The organism is Streptomyces sp. PsTaAH-137 (assembly GCF_003259365.1).
Taxonomy (GTDB): Bacteria; Actinomycetota; Actinomycetes; order Streptomycetales; family Streptomycetaceae; genus Streptomyces.
On the sequence record NZ_QLLY01000016.1, the window covers coordinates 82,750 to 100,711 of the forward strand.

9 protein-coding genes and 2 pseudogenes are annotated in these 17,962 nt (G+C 73.6%); 4 read left to right on the forward strand and 7 right to left on the reverse strand.

All coding sequences use genetic code 11. From position 1 onward, the window contains the following. Positions 1-5: 5 nt before the first annotated feature. The 5 genes and pseudogenes from K377_RS30275 to K377_RS30295 all read right to left on the reverse strand — a co-directional run. On the reverse strand, positions 6-1,601 hold the full coding sequence (locus tag K377_RS30275; protein ID WP_111666761.1) for an amino acid adenylation domain-containing protein: 1,596 nt from the start codon (positions 1,599-1,601) through the stop codon (positions 6-8). Further along, positions 1,595-13,648 (reverse strand): non-ribosomal peptide synthetase, encoded by a 12,054-nt coding sequence (locus K377_RS30280; RefSeq protein ID WP_111666762.1) that lies wholly within the window; start codon positions 13,646-13,648, stop codon positions 1,595-1,597. Before K377_RS30280 ends, K377_RS30275 begins: the two co-directional genes overlap by 7 nt. Positions 13,649-13,658: 10 nt before the next feature. Beyond that, positions 13,659-13,844: an MbtH family NRPS accessory protein gene (locus K377_RS30285; protein ID WP_111666763.1), complete on the reverse strand. Its 186-nt coding sequence runs from the start codon at positions 13,842-13,844 to the stop codon at positions 13,659-13,661. A 68-nt stretch (positions 13,845-13,912) separates the two neighbouring features. Continuing rightward, complete coding sequence (locus K377_RS30290) at positions 13,913-14,179, reverse strand: acyl carrier protein (RefSeq protein WP_111666764.1); 267 nt, start codon at positions 14,177-14,179, stop codon at positions 13,913-13,915. Positions 14,180-14,562: 383 nt separating this feature from the next. Then, positions 14,563-14,796 (reverse strand): annotated as a pseudogene (locus tag K377_RS30295) (transposase); the annotation flags it as partial. Positions 14,797-14,989: 193 nt separating this feature from the next. Here K377_RS30295 and K377_RS30300 point away from each other — a divergent pair. The 4 genes from K377_RS30300 (at position 14,990) to K377_RS42880 (ending at position 16,789) form a co-directional block, all read left to right on the forward strand. Next, entirely contained in the window at positions 14,990-15,487 is a 498-nt protein-coding gene (locus K377_RS30300; RefSeq protein WP_111666765.1) for a hypothetical protein, read from the forward strand. Beyond that, a complete protein-coding gene (locus K377_RS30305) occupies positions 15,484-15,816 on the forward strand; it encodes a hypothetical protein (RefSeq protein ID WP_111666766.1) in 333 nt (110 codons plus the stop codon). Before K377_RS30300 ends, K377_RS30305 begins: the two co-directional genes overlap by 4 nt. Before the next feature lie 365 nt (positions 15,817-16,181). Beyond that, the gene (locus K377_RS30310; protein WP_111666767.1) at positions 16,182-16,472 is read left to right on the forward strand and encodes a hypothetical protein; all 291 of its coding nucleotides are present in this window, start codon (positions 16,182-16,184) and stop codon (positions 16,470-16,472) included. A gap of 35 nt (positions 16,473-16,507) precedes the next feature. Continuing rightward, entirely contained in the window at positions 16,508-16,789 is a 282-nt protein-coding gene (locus K377_RS42880) for a transposase (protein WP_375605973.1), read from the forward strand. Positions 16,790-17,037: 248 nt separating this feature from the next. Here K377_RS42880 and K377_RS30320 read toward each other — a convergent pair whose 3' ends face one another. Further along, entirely contained in the window at positions 17,038-17,307 is a 270-nt protein-coding gene (locus K377_RS30320; protein ID WP_111666769.1) for a hypothetical protein, read from the reverse strand. Between the two features lie 101 nt (positions 17,308-17,408). Continuing rightward, positions 17,409-17,708, reverse strand: a pseudogene (locus K377_RS30325) (ATP-binding protein); the annotation flags it as partial. Positions 17,709-17,962 lie beyond the last annotated feature (254 nt).

A 17,962-nucleotide genomic window follows, 5' to 3' on the forward strand; every position in this document is an offset into this window, starting at 1 on the left:
GGTGATCAGATCCTCTCGGGCTGGGCCGCCGGACGGGCGGGGGAGGGGCGGACGTCCAGCACGGCGAGGCTGCCGCGCCCCCAGACCGGCTCGGGCAGCCGCCGCCGGTCCTCCTTCCCGTTGGCGTCCAGGGGCAGGGCGTCCAGCGCCACGTACTCGGCGGGCAGCATGTGGCGCGGCAGCCGCGCGGCGAGATGGCGGTGCACGTCCGCTGCGGGCAGCGGCCCCGCCGCCCGGGGGACGACGTAGGCGACGACCCGGCGGTCGCCGGGCGGCGCGGTGCGGGCGGTGACCAGACAGGTGCGCACCCCGGGCGCCTCGCAGAGCGCCGCCTCGATCTCGCCGGGCTCGATGCGGAAGCCGCGGATCTTCACCTGGTGGTCGGCCCGCCCCATGAACTCGACAGTGCCGTCCGGGCGCAGCTGGGCCAGGTCACCGCTGCGGTAGCACCGCCCGCCGGTCTCCGGGTCGGTGACGTAGCGCTCCGCGGTCAGTCCCGGACGGTCGTGGTAGCCGCGGGAGACGGTGTCCCCAGCGATCCACAGCTCCCCGGTCTCACCCGGCGGCAGAGGCCGGCCGTGCCCGTCCCTGACGTACGTGCGCACCCCCGGGATCGCGGTGCCCAGCGGCAGCGGCGACTCGACCTGGTCGGGGCCGGTCAGCAACCGGCGGCAGACCGCGACCGTGGTCTCGGTCGGCCCGTAGATATGCGCCACGGTCAGCCCGGGGTGGGCGGCGAGCACCCGCCGCACCCGGGGCGGGGACACCACGTCGCCGCCGGTGATGACGGTCCGCAGCGGGGCCAGCGCCTCCGGCAGGTCGTCGGCGACCCGGTGGAACAGCCCCGACGACAGCCACAGGTCGGTGATCCCCTCGCGGGCCAGCACCTCGCCCAACTCGGCGGGCGCCAGCAGCGGGTCGGGCGGAAAGACCAGGCAGGCCCCCCGCAGCAGCACCCCCCAGATCTCCAGAACCGAGGCGTCGAACGAGAAGGAACTGCTCTGGAGCATCGTCCGGCCGGGCCCGAGCGCCACGAAGTCCTGGCGCAGCGCGAACGCGGTGACGTTGCGCTGCTCCACCAGCACCGCCTTGGGCAGCCCGGTGGAGCCCGAGGTGTACATGGCGTACGCGAGATCGGTGTCCGCGGTCCCCTGGGACGGCACCTCGGCGACCGGGCCGCCGGTGTGCCCCGCCCCCTCGGCGTCCGGACCGCCGCTGTCCGCCGCGCCCGGGTCCAGGACCACGCAGTCCGCGAGCGCCGCGGGCAGCGGCTCGCCGTCACCGGCGCCGACCAGGACCCGGACGCCGCTGTCGCGCCGCATGTGCGCCAGCCGCTCCTCCGGGTAGCCCAGGTCCATCGGCACGTAGGCGCAGCCCGCGCGGAGCACCGCGAGCGCGGCCGTCACGAACCCGGGGGAGGGGGTGGCCGCTACCCCGACCAGCTCCCGGGGCCGTACGCCCAGCCGCAGCAGCCGCCCGGCCAACCGGGTCGCGGCCCGGTCCAGTTCGCCATAGGTCAGCCGGGTGCCGGGCGCACGCAGCGCCACGGCATCGGGGGTCCGCGCCGCCCAGCGGCGGAACGCGGCGTCGATCGTCACCATCGTGCGTCCTCCAGTCCGACTCCGAGGTCGTGGAGCAGTTCGCGCAGGAAGTCCTCACCGGCGTCGGAGTTCGCGGTGACGACCAGTCCCAGACCCCGGTCGGGGTCCGCCCAGGTCAGGGCCCGGAAGCCGGGAACGCCGCCGGTGTGCCCGAACCACCTGCGCCCGCCGTACGCCTTGCCGGCCGTGCCGAGACCGCCCGGGGTGCCGGGGTGGGTGCGCAGCAGCTCGGCCGCGCTGTCCGCGTTGAGGACCACCGCGTCACCGCCGTGCGCCGCCCGCTGCACCTCCAGGGCGACCCGGGCGAGGTCCCGGGGCGTGGACCACAGCCCGCCCGCGGCCGACTCCGGGTACAGGTGCCAGCCCTCCGGGTACGGCACGCCCTTCGCGTCGTGGTTGCGGGCGAGGGTGGTGCCGGGCAGGGCCGGCACGCGCGGCGCGAAGTCGCTGTCCCGCATGCCCAGCGGGTCGAGCACCAGCTCCCGCATCAGCGGCGCGAACTCCCGCCCCGTGACGTCCTGGAGCACCTGCTGCACCACCGTGTAGTTGCTGGAGGAGTACAGGTAGGGCGAGCCGGGCGGGCCCACGGGCCGGACCGGCGGGGTGAGCGCCGGGGGAGCGCCGGCGAGGATCTGCGCCGCCGTCGGCATCGGCAGCCCCGCGCGGTAGCCGTCGTAGGACTGCGCGCCCAGTCCCGCGGTGTGGGTCAGCAGATGGCGCAGGGTGACCCCGTCGCCGGGCAGCCGCCAGCCGGTCAGCAGCCGGTTGACGTCCGTGTCGAGGTCGAGCCGCCCCTCCTGGACCAGCGCCAGCACCCCGAGAGCGGTGACGTGCTTGCTGATCGAGCCGACCTGGAAGACGGTCCGCTCGTCGACCCGGGCCGGATCGTCCGCGGCGAGGGTGCCGAAGCCCCAGGCGCCGCGCAGTTCGCCGTCGGCGATCACCGCGATCCCCACCCCCGGCACCCGGTGCCGCAGCATGGGCAGCCGTGGCGCGGGCGAACCGGCGAACAGCCGCCGCACGAAGGGCTCGGCGGGCTCGCGCACCGCCTCCGGCGGGATGTCCCCCAGCCCGGCGAGGTGGCGCAGGTGCCGGTCGGCCAGGTTCTGGACCGTGGCGTGGTCGAAGGCGTCCCGTGCGTACCGCCACTCCAGGTGCAGCGCGCCGTCCAGGACGGCGGCCTCGACCTCCACCGGGTGCGAGCGGCGCTGCGTGGGATCCACGGGCGTGCCGAGCGTGCGCGCGAGGGGCCGCAGCGGGGCGTCCCCGGGCACGGCCGTACCCCCGCTGCCGTGGTAGTTGAACGACAGCTGCGCCGGTGCGGCCGCCCGTTCGTCACCGCGCAGGGACCGTACGAGACCGTGGCCGATGCCGCGGCCCGCCGGGGTGCGGGTGTGTTCGGCGACCAGGTCGACCCAGGCGTCCGGGTCGTCCGTGCCGGGCCGGGTGAGCAGCAGCGGCTGCACACTGGTGAACCATCCGACGGTCCGGGTCAGGTCGACGTCGTCGAACAGCGGCTCGCGGCCGTGCCGTTCCACGTCGATCGCCACGGTGTCGCCGCCGGTGGCCTCGGCCAGGGTGCGGGCCAGCGCCGCCAGCATCAGGTGTTCCGGCTCGGCGCCGCGCCGCGCGGCGGCCTGCCGCAGCAGTGCCGCCGTCGGCCCGGCCGGCAGGACCGCCTTCGCCACCCCGACCCGGCCCTCGGTCCCGGCGCCGCCCGGCCGGTCGGCCGGCAGAGCCGCGGGGACGGGACGGGGCAGCGTCCAGTACGCGGCCTCGGCGGCGAACTCGGCGCTGTGCGCGTACGCGTGGAGCCGCTGCGCCCAGTGCCGTACGGAGGTGGTCTTCGCGGGCAGGCGGCCCCCGCCGCACAAGGCGGTGAGATCCTCCACGAGGATGTGCCAGGACACGGTGTCGACGGCGACGTGGTGCACGACCAGCAGCAGTTCGCCGGTGTGCCGGAACAGCACGGCGCGCAGCAGCGGTCCGTCGGCCAGGTGGAGGCCGGCGTGCGCCGCCTCCACCGCGGCCTCGGCCTCCTCCGGGGTGTCCACGACCGTGAGCGGGTCGCCGTCGTCGTCCGCCGGGGCCAGGTACTGCCGAACCCCCTCGCCGTCGTCGTCCCAGCGCAGCCGCAGGGCGTCGTGATGGTGCGTCAGGTCCCGCAGTGCCGTGCGCAGGGTGTCGGCGCCGACCGCGGGGTCCACCGCCAGGAGGCGGCTCTGGTTGAAGCGGTCGCGGGGGCCGAGCGCCGCGTACTGGTGCTGGATCGGACCCAGCGGCACCTCACCGGTGACCGGGCCCTGCTCGGCGTGGACGGCCGTGGCGCCGCCCGCTGCCGCCGCCGCGTCGCAGGCCGCGGCGAGCGCGGCGACCGTCGGATGCTCGAAGACCATCCGGGGCGTAAGGGACAGTCCCGCCTCCCGCGCCTTGGCGACGGTGTGGATCAGCAGGATCGAATCCCCGCCCAGCGCGCGGAAGTTGTCGTGCACGCCGACCCGGGGCAGCCCCAGGACCCGGCACCACACCTCCGCGAGGATCTCCTCGGTCGGGGTGCCGGGGGCGACCTGCGACTCCGCCGCGACCTCCCGCAGGGCCGGGTCGGGGTCGGGCAGCGCGGCCCGCTCCACCTTGCCGTTGGCGTTCAGCGGTACGGAGTCCACGGTGACGAGGAACCGCGGCACCATGACGTCGGGCAGCTCGGCGCGGAGCGCGGCCAGGGTCCGGTCCGGATCACCTGAGCCGGTCGTGTACCCCACGAGCGCCCGGGCCCCGGCGACCGTCCGTACGTCGGCGACCGCGTCCCGGACCCCGGGGGCACGGCGCAGCGCGTCCTCGACCTCGCCCAGTTCGACCCGTACCCCGCCCAGCTTGACCTGGTGGTCGACGCGTCCCGCGAACTCCAGGACGCCGTCCGCCCGCCGGCGCCCCAGGTCACCGGTGCGGTACAGCCGGGCGCCGGGCGGGCCGAAGGGATCGGGCACGAACCGCTCGGCCGTCAGGGCCGGCCGCCCGTGGTAGCCGCGGGCGAGCCCGGGGCCGCCGATGAACAGCTCCCCGGTGGCCCCGGTCGGCAGCGGATTCATCGCCCCGTCGAGCACGTGCACGGTGTTGTTGTCCAGCGGCAGCCCCAGGGCGACCGCGCCGGTGTCGGCGACCGCGTCCTCGGCGGTGCACACCCGGCAGGTCGAGTCGATGGACACCTCGGTCGCGCCCCACGTGTTGTCGAGGCTGACCCGCTCCCCGAAGCAGTCGCGGAACCGGCGCACCAGCGCGGGGCGCAACGCCTCACCGCTGGTGAGGACGGAACGCAGCCCGGACATCGATCGGACCCGCTCGGGGGTGAGGATGTCCAGGAACACCTCCAGCACGCTGGGCACGAACTGCACGTGCACCACCGCGTGCGCCGCGACCGCTTCGATCATCGCGTGCGCGTCGCGGTGCGCGCCCGGCGGCAGCAGGACGACCTCGCCCCCGTTGATCAGCGGCCAGAGGATCTCCACCGCCGCGTCGTCGAAACTCAGCGTCGTCTTGTGCAGCACGCCCTCGCCGGGCCGCAGCCCGTGCCTGCGCTGCATCCACGCCATCCGGTTGACCCAGCCCGCGTGGTGCGACGCCACCGCCTTCGGCGCGCCGGTGGAACCCGAGGTGTAGTACAGCGAGCACAGGTCGGCGGGGAGCGCGTCCGCCCGTGCCGCCGGACCGGTCGCCTCCGGGAACGCGTCGGGGTCGTCCAGTGCGAGGACGCGCACGCCCGCCGCTTCCGGCAGCGCGGTCCGCAGCCGGGACTGGGTGAGGACTGTCCGCGCGCCGGAGTCGGCCAGCATGTACGCCTGGCGGCGCGCGGGATGGTCGGGATCGACGGGGACGAACGCCGCTCCCGCCCGCAGGATGCCCAGCAGCCCCACGACGTGCTCGAAGGAGCGCTCGGTGCACAGCGCCACCAGGTCGCCGGGCCGGACGCCCTCGCGGTGCAGCCGCCCGGCCACCCGCTCGGCGCGCGCGTCGAGTTCGGCGTAGGTCCAGGAGTGGTCGCCGAGCCGGACCGCGACGGCGTCCGGGGTGGCGGCGCACCGGTCCCCGACGAGGGAGTGCAGGGTGCGGTCGGCAGGGAAGGCGACCGTGGTGTCGTTCCAGCCGCGGACCACCAGCTCCCGTTCCTCGGCCGACAGCATGGGCACCTCGCCGGCCGAGGCGTGGTCCTCGGCCAGGCCCTCCAGCAGCCGCACCACCTGGGCGAGCAGCCGGTCGGCGGTCGCCCGGTCGTAGTGGGACTTTTCGCAGCTGAGGGCGAGCGTCAGACGGTCGCCGCCGGTGGCTTCGAGGACCAGCGGGTAGCCGGTGTCGCGGGCCTCGCCCTCGGCGACCGGCACGACGCCCTCGGGGAGCCCGTCGGCGCCGGTGTCGGTGTAGACGAGCAGGCTGTCGAACAGCCGCCGCCCGGGCGCCACCCGACTCGCCCGCCGCACGGTGGGCAGCGCGACATGGGCGCGTCCGGCCACCTCGGTGACCCGCTGCTGGACGTCGCGCAGCAGGCCGGTGAGCGGGGCGCCGGGATCGATCTCGACCCGCAGCGGCAGCGTGTTCATCAGCAGCCCGACCATGCGCTCGATGCCCTCGACGTCGCCGAAGCGGCCCGAGACGGTCGTACCGAAGACGACGTCCCGCTCGCCGCTGGTGCGGCTCAGGAGCAGCGACCACGCGGTGTGCACCAGGGTGCCCACGGTGACGCGGTGGCGGCGGCCCGCCCGCACCAGCGCGTCGTGCAGGGCGGCCGGCAGGGTCTGCCGGGAGAGCCACACGCCGTCTCCGGCACCGGTCCGGCGTGTGCCGGGCAGCGCGGTCGGCCGGGTGAAGCCCGCCAGGCGGGAGCGCCAGTGCTCCTCCTCGCGCCGGACCTCGTCGGGTGTGCCGAGCGCGGCGAGCGTCCGCAGGAACTCCCGGTAGGGCGGCGGGTCGGCGAGGACGGGCAGGACGCCGGTCGCCCGCCGCTCCCGGTACAGGGCGAACGCCTCGCGCAGCAGCGCGTGCAGGCTCCAGCCGTCGAACACCACGTGATGGGTGGTCCACACGAAGCGGACCCGGTCCGCGGCGGTCCGGATCAGCAGGAACCGGGCGGGCGGCGCCGCCGAGAGGTCGAAGACGGTCTCCTCCTCCTTCGCGACGAGCGCCGCGATCCGCGCAGCGCGCGGCCCGTCGGCCAGTCCTGTCACGTCGGCGTGCCGGAAGCGCGGTGGCGCCGCGCGCCGGACGACCTGCACGGGGTGCGGCAGATGCGCCCAGTGGAACGTGGACCGCAGGATCGCGTGGCGCTCGACCAGACGCGCCCACGCCTCCTCGAAGGCCGCCGCGTCGAAGTCGCCCTCGACATCGACCGCGAAGGCCCGCACGTAGTCGCCGGTCTCCGCCAGCGTGTCCAGGAACAGGCCGGTCTGGAGCGGCGAAAGCGGCAGGACGTCCTCGACCGTGTCGCGGCCCAGGGTGTCCAGCAGCCCGTCCAGGACGTCGTCGTCGAGCTCGGTGAACCCCGCGGGACCGCTCGGGGCGGGCGCCGGCTCCCGTGCCGCGGCGCCGAGGCGGGCGAGCGCCGCCACCGTGGGGTGCGCGAAGATCTGCCGGGTGGCGACGGCGAGACCCGCCTCCCGGGCGAGCGCCGAGACGGTCACCGCCTTCAGCGAGTTGCCGCCCAGCGCGAAGAAGTCGTCCTCCACGCCGATGTCGGCGGTGCCCAGGACCCGCGCCCAGATGCCCACCAGGGCCCGTTCGGCCGGGGTGCGCGGCGCGGTCCGGGCGGCCGGGTCGGCGGCGGGCGCCTCCGGGACGGACAGCGCCGTGCGGTCCACCTTGCCCGCCGGGTTCAGGGGCATCCGCTCCAGCACGACGAGCCGGTCCGGCACCATCGCCCGGGACACCTCGCCGCGCAGGAAGGCCCGTACGGCGGCCGGGTCCGGTGCGTCGCCGACGACATGTCCGACCAGGAAGGCCTCGCCCGCCGCGTCCCGGTGGACGGTGACGGCGGCGAGCCGCACCTGCGGATGGCGGGTCAGCGCCTCCTCGATCTCGCCGAGTTCGATGCGGTGGCCGCGGACCTTGACCTGGTGGTCGTCGCGGCCGAGGAAACGGATCCGCCCGTCGGCGCCGCGCGCGGCCAGGTCGCCGGTGCGGTACAGCCGGTCCCCGGGCCCGCCGAACGGGTCCGGCAGGAACTGCCGCGCCGTCAGCGCGGGCCGCCCCAGATAGCCGCGCGCCACCCCGGCGCCGCCGAGGTACAGCTCCCCGGGCACACCGGCCGGCACCGGCCGCAGGGCCTCGTCCAGGACATGAGCGGTGGTGTTCGGCAGCGGCAGCCCGATGGTCACCTCCGCCGGCTCCGGACCGATCTCGTCCCAGGTCGACCAGACGGTCGCCTCGGTCGGGCCGTAGACGTTGACGAGGCGCGGCAGCGCGGCCCGCAGTTCGCCCGCGAGGGCCGGGGGCAGCGCCTCCCCGCCCGCGAGCCCGACGGCGACCCCGTCCGCGGCGCCGAAGCCCGCGGCCAGCAGCAGCCGCCACCCGGACGGTGTGGCCTGTACGTGGGTGACCCGGTGGGCGCGGATCAGGTCGCGCTGGGCCGCGGCGTCCCAGCGACCCTCCTCCGGCACGACCACGATCCGGCCGCCGGTGGTCAGCGGCACGAACATCTCCACCGTGGAGATGTCGAAGGACAGCGCGGTCAGCCCCAGCCACGTCCGCGGCCCGTCGACCCGCAGGACGTGCGTCATGGCGGCGGTCAGATGGGCCAGCGACCCGTGGGTGACCTCCACGCCCTTGGGGCGGCCGGTGGAGCCGGAGGTGTACAGCACGTACGCCACGTCGTGCGGCGCGCACGGCGCCACCGAGGGCGCCCCGGCCGTCTCCGGGAGTTCCGCGGGCCGGTCACCGACGCGCACCACGTCCACACCGGGCGGCACGCACGCCGGGACCGGCTCGGCGGACGCGAGCAGCACACGGGCCCCCGAGTCCTCCAGCACGTAGGCGGTACGCGCGTTCGGGTACTCCGGGTCCAGCGGCACATAGGCGCCCCCGACCCGCCACACCGCGAGCACCGCGGCGATCATGACCGCCGAGCGGTCCAGGCGCAGCGCCACCCGGTCCCCGGGCCGCACCCCCGCCGCGCGCAGCCGCAGCGCCAGCCCGGCCGCCTCGGCGTCGAGTCGGGTGTACGTCCACTCCTCGCCGCCGTACACCACGGCCGGAGCGTGCGGGGTGCGGGACCGCTGGGCCTCGATCATCGCGGGCACGGTCGTGGCGGCCGGAAAGACCCGCGCGGTGTCGTTCCAGCGCCGTACGACGGTCTCCCGCTCGGCGTCCGGGAGGATGTCGAGGTCCCCGACCCGCGCGTCCGGCCGCTCCAGGAACGCGCCGAGGAGCCGGCCGAACGAGGCGAGCAGCCGCTGCGCGTCACCGGCCTCGACCCGCGAGTCGTCGTGGAGGAGCTGGAGGACGGCGTCCGTGGCGGAGAACCGGATGTTCAGCATCAGCGGATATCCGCTGCTCTGGTGGACCGGGCCCATGCGCACGGCCAGGCCGCCGAGGTCCGCCCGCTCGGCCACCGCCAGGTTCTGCAGCACCAGGATGCTGTCGAACAGCCGTCGGTCGCCCGCCACCTCCGACCAGTCGTGGATGTCGACCAGCGACGTGTGCTCGACGTCCCGCAGCCCCGCGAACTGCCCGGCGAGCCGGTCCAGCCACGCGTCGAGCCGGGCCCCGTCCTCCCAGCGCACCCGCACCGGCAGGGTGTTGGAGAGCAGCCCGACGATCTGCTCGACCCGCGGCAGATCCACCGAGCGGCCCGACACGGTCAGCCCGAACACCACGTCACGGCTGCGGCTCCAGCGGCCCAGCAGCAGTGCCCAGGCGGCCTGGAACACCGTGCCGACCGTGCATCCCCGCTCCCGGGCGAGCCGGGCGAGGCCGCCTGCCACGGCCGGGTCCAGGGCCAGTTCGACGCTACGGGCCGCCCCGGCGGGCGCGCCCTGCGGTACCTGCCGCACCACCGGCAGGGAGGTGGGCTCGGTGAAACCGGCGAACGCGTCCCGCCAGTACCGCTCGGCCGCCCGCGGATCCTGCCCCGCCAGCCACTCCACGTAGGCCCGGTGCGAGACCGGCGCGGCCAGCGCGGGCGCGGAACGGGACGGGCCGCGCCGCGCCGTGAGCGTGGCGAAGACCTCGTTCAGCAGCGGGCCCACGCTCCAGCCGTCGGCGAGGATGTGATGGCTGTGCCAGATCAGCAGATGCCGTCCGGGGGCGGTGCGCACGAGGTGGAAGCGGTGCGGCGGGACCCGGAACAGGTCGAATCCGGCCGCCCGTTCCGCGGCGAGCAGTTCCTCCACGCGGCCGGGAAGGTCGTCGGCCGGGGTGTCCGTCCAGTCCAGGACGGTGAAATCGGGCCGCGCGGTGCGGTGCACGACCTGGAGCGGCCGCTCCAGACCGTCCCAGCGGAACGAGCAGCGCAGCCCGTCGTGCCGGTCCAGTACGTGCCGCCAGGCCGCGATCAGCCCCTCCTGGTCCAGGTCGCCGTCGATCTCCCAGCGGTACTGGTTGAAGTAGGAGGCGGCGCCGTCGTCGTGGAGGCTGTGGAAGAGCATGCCCGTCTGCAACGGCGTGCACGGATAGATGTCCTGGACGTCGGCGACCTCCTCGGCGGACAGCCCGGCCAGGACCCGGTCCAGGCCCTCCCGGTCGAGACCGGCGAGCGGGAAGTCCGCGGGGTCCGCGCCGCCGCGCGCCGGGCCCTCGCCCGACGGCTCGGCCACGGCGGCCAGTTCGGCCAGCGTCTGGTGCGCGAAGACCTGGCGCGCGGTGAACGCGTACCCCGCCTCGCGGGCCCGGGACACCAGGAAGACGGCGGTGACGGAGTCGCCGCCCAGCGTGAAGAAGTTGTCCTGCGCGGCGACCTCGGCCACGCCCAGCAGTTCGCTCCACACGCCGGCGAGCACCTTCTCGGCGCCCTCGGCGGGCGGGGTGCGCTCGGCGGAAGCGGCGCCGCGCGGCTCGGGCAGCCGGCGGCGGTCCACCTTGCCGTTCGCGGTCAGGGGCAGGTTCTCCATCCGGACGAACACCGCCGGGACCATCGCCGCGGGCAGCGCCGCCACCAGGTGGCGGCGCAGCGCCTCCTCCGGGGCGTCGCCGACGACGTACGCCACGAGCCGGGCGCCCTCGCGCGGGCGGTCCACCACGACCACGGCGTGCGCCACCGCCGGGTGGGCCGCCAGCCGGGCCTCGATCTCGCCGAGTTCGATGCGGTGGCCGCGGATCTTCACCTGGTGGTCGTTGCGGCCGAGGAAGCGGATCCGGCCGTCCGGCCGCCGGGCGGCGAGATCACCGGTGCGGTACAGCCGCGCTCCCGGCGCCCCGAACGGGTCGGGCACGAACGTCGTCGCCGTCAGCTCCGGCCGCCCGTGGTAACCGCGGCCGACCCCGGGACCCCCGATGTACAACTCGCCCGGCACCCCGACCGGCACCGGTCGCAGCGCCGCGTCCAGCACATGGACGGCGACCCGGTCCAGACCCGTGCCGACGGTGATGTCCCCGGCCGGGTCCGTGACGTCGTCGTACGTCGCCCACACCGTGCACTCGGTCGGCCCGTAGCAGTTCACCACCCGCGCGGACACCTGCCGCAGTTCCGCTGCGAGCGCGGGCGGCAGCGTCTCGCCGCCGGTCAGGGCCAGCGCCAGGCGGGGCAACCGCGCCCCGGCGGCGAGCAGTACCCGCCAGCCCGACGGCGTCGCCTGTACGTGGGTGACGCCGTGCTCCCGCGCCGTGGCGACGGCGGCGGCACCGTCCTGCGCGGCACCCTCCGGGGCGAGCACCACCCGGCCGCCGGTGACCAGCGGCAGGAACATCTCCACCAGCGAGATGTCGAACCCGATGCCGGTGAGACCCAGCCACACGTCGGCAGGGCCCGCGTCGAGCCGCTGGGCGGTGCCGCCGAGGAAGTTGACCAGGCCCCGGTGCTCGATCGCCACCGCCTTGGGGCGGCCGGTGGAGCCCGAGGTGAACATCAGATAGGCGAGGTCACCGGCGCCCGGCGCGGACCACGCGGCCTCGGCGCTCCCGCCGTCCCCGCGATCTTCGCCGTCTCCGATCCCGATGTGCAGCACCGGTATCCCGGTGAACGGCGCGTCCCGCCCCGGCTCGGCCACGACCAGCGCCACCCCCGCGTCCTCGGCCATCGCCCGCAGCCGCTCCCGGGGATGGTCCAGCGGCAGCGGGAGGTACGCGCAGGATGCCTTCCACACCCCGAGCAGCGTCGCCACCAGCCGTTCCGACCGGGGGAGATGGATGCCGACCAGCGCGCCGGGCCCCGGCACCGCCGCCCGGATCCGCGCGGCGGCACGGTCCGACAGCTCGTCCAGCTCCCGGTACGTGAGCCGGGCACCCTCCGCCACGACGGCGGGGGCATCCGGCATGGCGGCGACCGCGGCGGCGAACAGGTCGAGGACGGTGCCGTCCGGGACCGACGTCCCCGACCCCAGAGCGGCGTCCACGACGCGGGCGCTGTCGGCGGCCGACAGCAGCCCGACCCCGCCCACAGTGGTGCCCGGGTCGGCGACCGCACGGGTCACCACCTCGACCAGCGCGTCCAGCATCCGCTCGACCGTCTCCGGCTCGAACAGCGTGCTCTCGCCCACCAGATCGAGCCGGACGCCCTCCTCCAGATTCGCCCCGATCAGCGACAGGTCCACCTTCGCGGATGCGGTGCTGACGGGCTCCCGCTCGACGCGCACGCCGGGCAGCACCCACACGTGCTCCCGCGCCTCGATGCACTGGTACATGACCTGGGAGAGGGGGTTGCGGGAGGCGTCCCGCGGCTGACCGGAGTCCGCCACCAGCTGCTCGAAGGTGACGTCCTGGTGCTCCAGCGCGCCGAGCACGACGGTGTTCAACCGCCGCACCAGCGCCCCGAACGCGGGATCGTCGCTGACGTCGACGGGCAGCGGCAGCGTGTTGGCGAACATGCCGATCAGCGGTTCCGTCTCGGCGGCCACCCGCCCCGAGACGGGGGTGAGCACCGAGAACCGGTCCTGGCCGCCGCTCCAGCGGTGCAGGTACCCCGCGAACAGCGCGAGCAGGGCCGTGTACAGGGTCACGTGATGCCGGCGCGCGAAGTCCCGCAGCGCCGCGCTCAGTTCGGGCGACAGCAGCCGCCGGGCCTGGTGCCCCCAGAAGGACGGCGCGGGCGGACGCACATGGTCGGCCGGCAGCTCCAGGACGGGGGGCACACCGTCGAGCGCCGAGCGCCAGTAGGCGAGTTGACGGTCCAGCAGCTCGCCGCCCAGCCGCCGCGACTGCCAGTCCGCGTAGTCGGCGTACGACACGGCCAGCGGCGGCAGCTCCGCCGCCAGGTCGTCCGCCCCCCGGGCCGCCGCCGCGTACAGGGCACCGAACTCGCGGGCCAGGACGCCGCACGACCACTCGTCGGCGACGCAGTGGTGCAGGTTCAGCACCAGGACGTGGGTGGAGTCGTCGCAGACGGCCAGCACGGCCCGGAACACGGGACCGCGCTCCAGGTCGAACGGCCGCTTGATCTCCTCCTCCGCGACCCGGACCGCCGCCGCCGGCCGCGCCACCGGCGGCAGGTGCGACAGATCCACGGTGCGCAGCGGGGCGGGCCCGGCGGCCGTCGGCTCCTGCCGGGGCGGGCTGTCGTCCCGGAACACCATGCGCAGCGTCTCGTGCCGCGCCACCAGCGCGTCCAGGGCACGGCGCACCGCGTCCCGGTCCAGCGGACCGGTCAGCCGCAGCACCCGGTGGACGCTGAACGTGGAGTTGTCGGACAGCAGCCGGTCCGCGACCCACAGGTTGTGCTGGACGGGCGCTAGCGCGGCGCTCCCGGTACCACCACGACGCGGCACCGCGGGCGCGGCGTTCGCGGCCGGCGTCGCGGACCGTGCCCCACCGAGCAACCGCCGCCTCAGCAACTCGCCCTTTTCCGCGCTCAGTTCCTTATTCATCGCCGCCACCGGCTCCACCGCTCCGGCCGCCTCTCCGCTGTGCGTCGCCATGGTGGTCCGGTCACCGCGCCTGGCGAAGACTGAGCGGACGCATGTCGGTCCAGACCTGCTCGACGTGGCTGAGGCAGTCCTCCTTACTGCCCGAGGTGCCCTCGTCGAACCAGCCCTCGGGCAGCTCGCGCCCCTCCGGCCAAATGGAGTACTGCTCCTCGCCGTTCACCACCACGCGATATGTCTGCGCCACCATGTCTTCACCTCTCGGAAATTCGCTGCCTACAGCCACTACGGACGTGCGATCGGGCGAAACGTGGACCGTCAGGCGGCCGCCAGCCGGCGTACGGCCACGAGCGCGAGCGCGTCGGCGCTCTGCGCCCGAAACAGGTCCCGGACCGTGATCCGGACCCCCAGCCGGGATCCGAGCAGAGTCACCGCACGCTGGGCCGTCAGCGAGTCGCCGCCCATGTCGAGAAAGCCTGCGTCGCTGTCGGGCAACTCCGCTGCGCCGAGGACCTCCTGGAAGACCTCGGCAATCTGCGCGGCGATGGCGCGGGTGTTTTGTGCACCGTTCTGGACCGTCATCATGTGTTCCCTTCGAAGCCGATGCCCCGGGGACTTCTCAGCGCCCTCGGCACGCCCTCACTCTCGCCCTGCGGCCCCACGACCTCCAGTCCCGTCCCCGCTCATGAACCTGCACGGCACGAAAGTGAGCGGGTGACATAGGGACGGGGTGACCCGGCTCCGCGCTATCGGCGCGCTTCCTTGGGCGTCCGCGAGCCAAGGCGGACCCACCCGTGAACCGAAGGGGCCTGAAATGCAGCGATCTCATTCAAGATGCGTTGAAGAACGGTTCCTGTGCTGTGTCTTGAGAGGCTGCGCTGACCATTGACGGCCAGTAGGTGACGGTGCTGACCGCTGGAGGACATCTGACCGCTCCGGTGCTGTGTCGTTGCGGCTGTTCGGGGCACCAGGTAGTTTCGGGGGTTTGGTTCGTAGCGTTGGTTGAGCCGACGGTAGCCCGTGAGCCAGGACATGGTGCGCTCGATGACCCACCTTCGGCGGCCGAGTCGTTCGCTGGACTCGATGCCCTTGCGTGCGATGCGGACGCCAATGAGCTTGCCGCGAAGCCATTTATGCAGGTGAGGAACGTCGTACGCGTTGTCGGAGTGAAGACGCTGAGGCTTGAAGTACCGGCCCTGATGGCAGCGGAGCCCCTTTTTCAGGGTGGGGGTCCTGGCGCGGCGCCACGGTGCCACACGGCGTGCTGGGGCCGCCTGCGGCGCCGGACCGCTCCGCGGCCCGGTAAGGGCCGCCTCCTCCGGCGTCCCTGAGCCCCACCGCACCGCGCGGCCTCGCGTGCCTTACCAGGACCCCCACCCTGAAGGCGCCACCGGCATGCCCGCGACGCTCTGCACTCACGCACGCCCCGACCACAACCAGCCCGTCGAGACTTGCCGCTGCCTGGCAGACCTCAAGCCTGGCGACTCCGTCGCCGTCCTCCCCGGATTCTTCATGGCCGTCTACGACGCCCGGCCCGCCGACGACCCCACAGTCATGGACATCGTTTACAACCACATGGACGCCGACGACCCCGCCCCCACCACCCAGCTCCCCGCGCGCGCCCTCGCGCCCGTCATCCCCGCCCACGGCCCCACCACCGAGGAGAAGCAGCACCAGGACCAGGCGCCCGCCAACAGAAAGCCGCTTAACCTCCCCGACTGTGCCTACTCCTGGACCTACACCGTCGAGCCCTGTTACGACCGCCCGGCGTTCGTGATCACGGGGTTCGACAAGGCCGAGCGTCTGGCGTGCCTGAAGCACGCCGGGGCCGTCCTGGCCGAGATCACCGGCCCCGACCAGGCCGCCAGCGTCATCGAGTACGAGGGCGAGTGACCCTGAACGTCATCACCTGCGCGCCCTGCGACAGCGCCGCAACCTACCGCGTCCGCGCCGATGGCTGGTTCGACTGCCCAGCAGGCCACGAACTCGCCCCCGCAGACGTCGACTTCGACGGCATGACCACGTGGGCCGTCGACGACTCCGGCACCCTCGGCACCGTCGTCTGCCCCTCACAGTCCCTCCACGCGATCGCCGACGCCCTCACCGACCTCGATGAGTCCGACTACACCGCCGACCCGGCGCACGCGGCACGCGCCGCCCTCGACACGGCCTACAGCGCATGCGTGAACTCCATCGCCGCATACCGCTGCGGCATCGCCTGACAGGAGCCCATACTGGGCCCGGGCTTGGAGCCGTCGGCGGCTCGTCTCTCCTGCGGACCCTGGAGAGCGCCCACAGGAGCCGCCTGCCAACCCCCGCAACGGCAGGCGGCTCCGCCGCGCCGCGGCGCCAGCCCGGACAGGCACCAGCAAACCTTCAGACGGCTGTGGAATGCTTACCCACCGACGTCAGATGAAGGATCACGGGGACCCTCATGAGCGCATTAGCAAAGCGGGACAGGACGAATAGCGCGCCTACCTCGATCACGTAGTCACCTGCTTGAAATGCGACCGCCAACTAGGCGGTTTCGTTTGGATCAAGGTGGGGGTGAACGATGACGGCGGTTCCGGGGTGGCACCCTGGAGCGATGCGACCTGGAACCGACGTCACCGAGAACGGCCTGCGGCATCTGCTCAATGAGTGGGACCCGATCGGCGTCGCTGACGAGGTGCAAGACGAGTACGACTGCATGCTCGTTCCTCTCCTGCAGCGGCTCCGGCGTGGCGCCGACCAAGCGGAGATCGGCGAGTTCCTGCGGCATGAGCTGGTAGATCACTTCGGTCTCACCCCTCTTCCGTCAGAGCCGGAAGCGATGGCTGCCAAAGTGACCTCCTGGTGGACAGTAGCCGTCGAGACCGATGGCACCGGCTACGCGTAGTCGCTCCCTCCGGATCGTCTGCTCGTTGTCCGGGTGTGTCGTTGACTGACGCGCAGTGGGCGCGGATCGAGCCGTTACTGCCGGACCGGACACCGAAGCGGGGCGGCCGATGGCGGGACCACCGAGAGGTGATCGACGCCATCGCCTGGAAGTTTCAGACCGGGGCACAGTGGGCGCAGCTGCCGGAGAAGTACGGCAACTGGCGGGGCGTCTACAACCGGCTGCGGATGTGGTCCGCCGACGGCATGTTTTCGCCGAGCAGTTTTGGCCCCACCCCGCCGAGTTGTTTTGGCCCCACTCTTGGGCCATGTGAGTGAACGGCCGTGGAGGGGCACGGGAGGAACGGGAAGTTCTGGCCCCACCCTCGATCGGGTGAGGTTTCCTGGCGTCCCGGGGGCGGGGCGAAGTGTGCGTCTGTCAGAGCTGGTTGGGGGCGGTAGCGTGTGAATCACGACGCCCGCTCTGAGTGGTTCCCTGACAGGACCGCAAAGGGCGGGCGCCGTGCTTGGCGCCCGCCGGTGGGCGAGGTCTCGCAGGGATTCCCAGCCGAAGGACTGGCTGATGGTCAGTTCGTCCCAGCGTCCCGGGACGAGGGTTCGTCGCTTCGCTCCGAGGCGGGACGGTAGCGGCCCATGCTTCCCATGATCAGAGCGGCTCCCAGAGGGCCCATGCCATAGAGCAGCGGGAAATCCTTGCCGAATCTAGTGATGAGGAAGGCCAGCGCTGCGAGGGCGAGGATCAGGAAGGGACGCCTGATGACGTGACGACCAACGATGGCCAGTCGGCGCCGTACTCCCTGCGCTTCGGTGAGGCGTATCCAGCCTGACGATGACATGACCTCAGCGTAGTCCGCCCGGCAGACGTCAGACAGATTGTGCGTTCTCGAGAGGCCCGGAGGGACAAGGGAACGGCCTCCTTGCCCCGGCCGATGCGTTCTCAGGCTGCTGCTGCCTTGCGTTTCGCGGTGGTGCTGGCGAGGCGGAAGGACTGAGTGCCGGTCTCGATGATGTGGGCCTCGAAGGTGAGGCGGTCGACGATGGCCTGGCAGAGCCGCTTGTCGGTGAAGGTCTGGTCCCACTCGGTGAACGGCCGGTTCGACGCGACGGCGATCGCACGTCGTTCCTCGCGCTCGGTGAAGATCTGGAACAGCAACTCGGCGCCGTGCCGGTCGAGTTTGACGTAGCCGAGCTCGTCCAGGCAGAGCAGATCGACCCGCCCGTACTTCTTGATCGTGCGGCGGCGGCTGCGGCGATGAGGTGCATGAGGTCCGTTCTGAAGATCCCGACTGGTCATGATCTGCGTAGTGGGACCCGGCTCTCCAAGTCGCCCTCGCACGAGGTGGGTTCACCCGCGCGGGCGGAAAGACGGCTCGTGATGAGGTCTGGTCCGGCCGCCGGTTGACTCTTTTCTGCCGCGGCCATCACAGCCGCCGAACATGCATCGAGACCGGGAGGTCGCCGATTCGTTCTCCCTGGGAGAGCGGAAGGTGC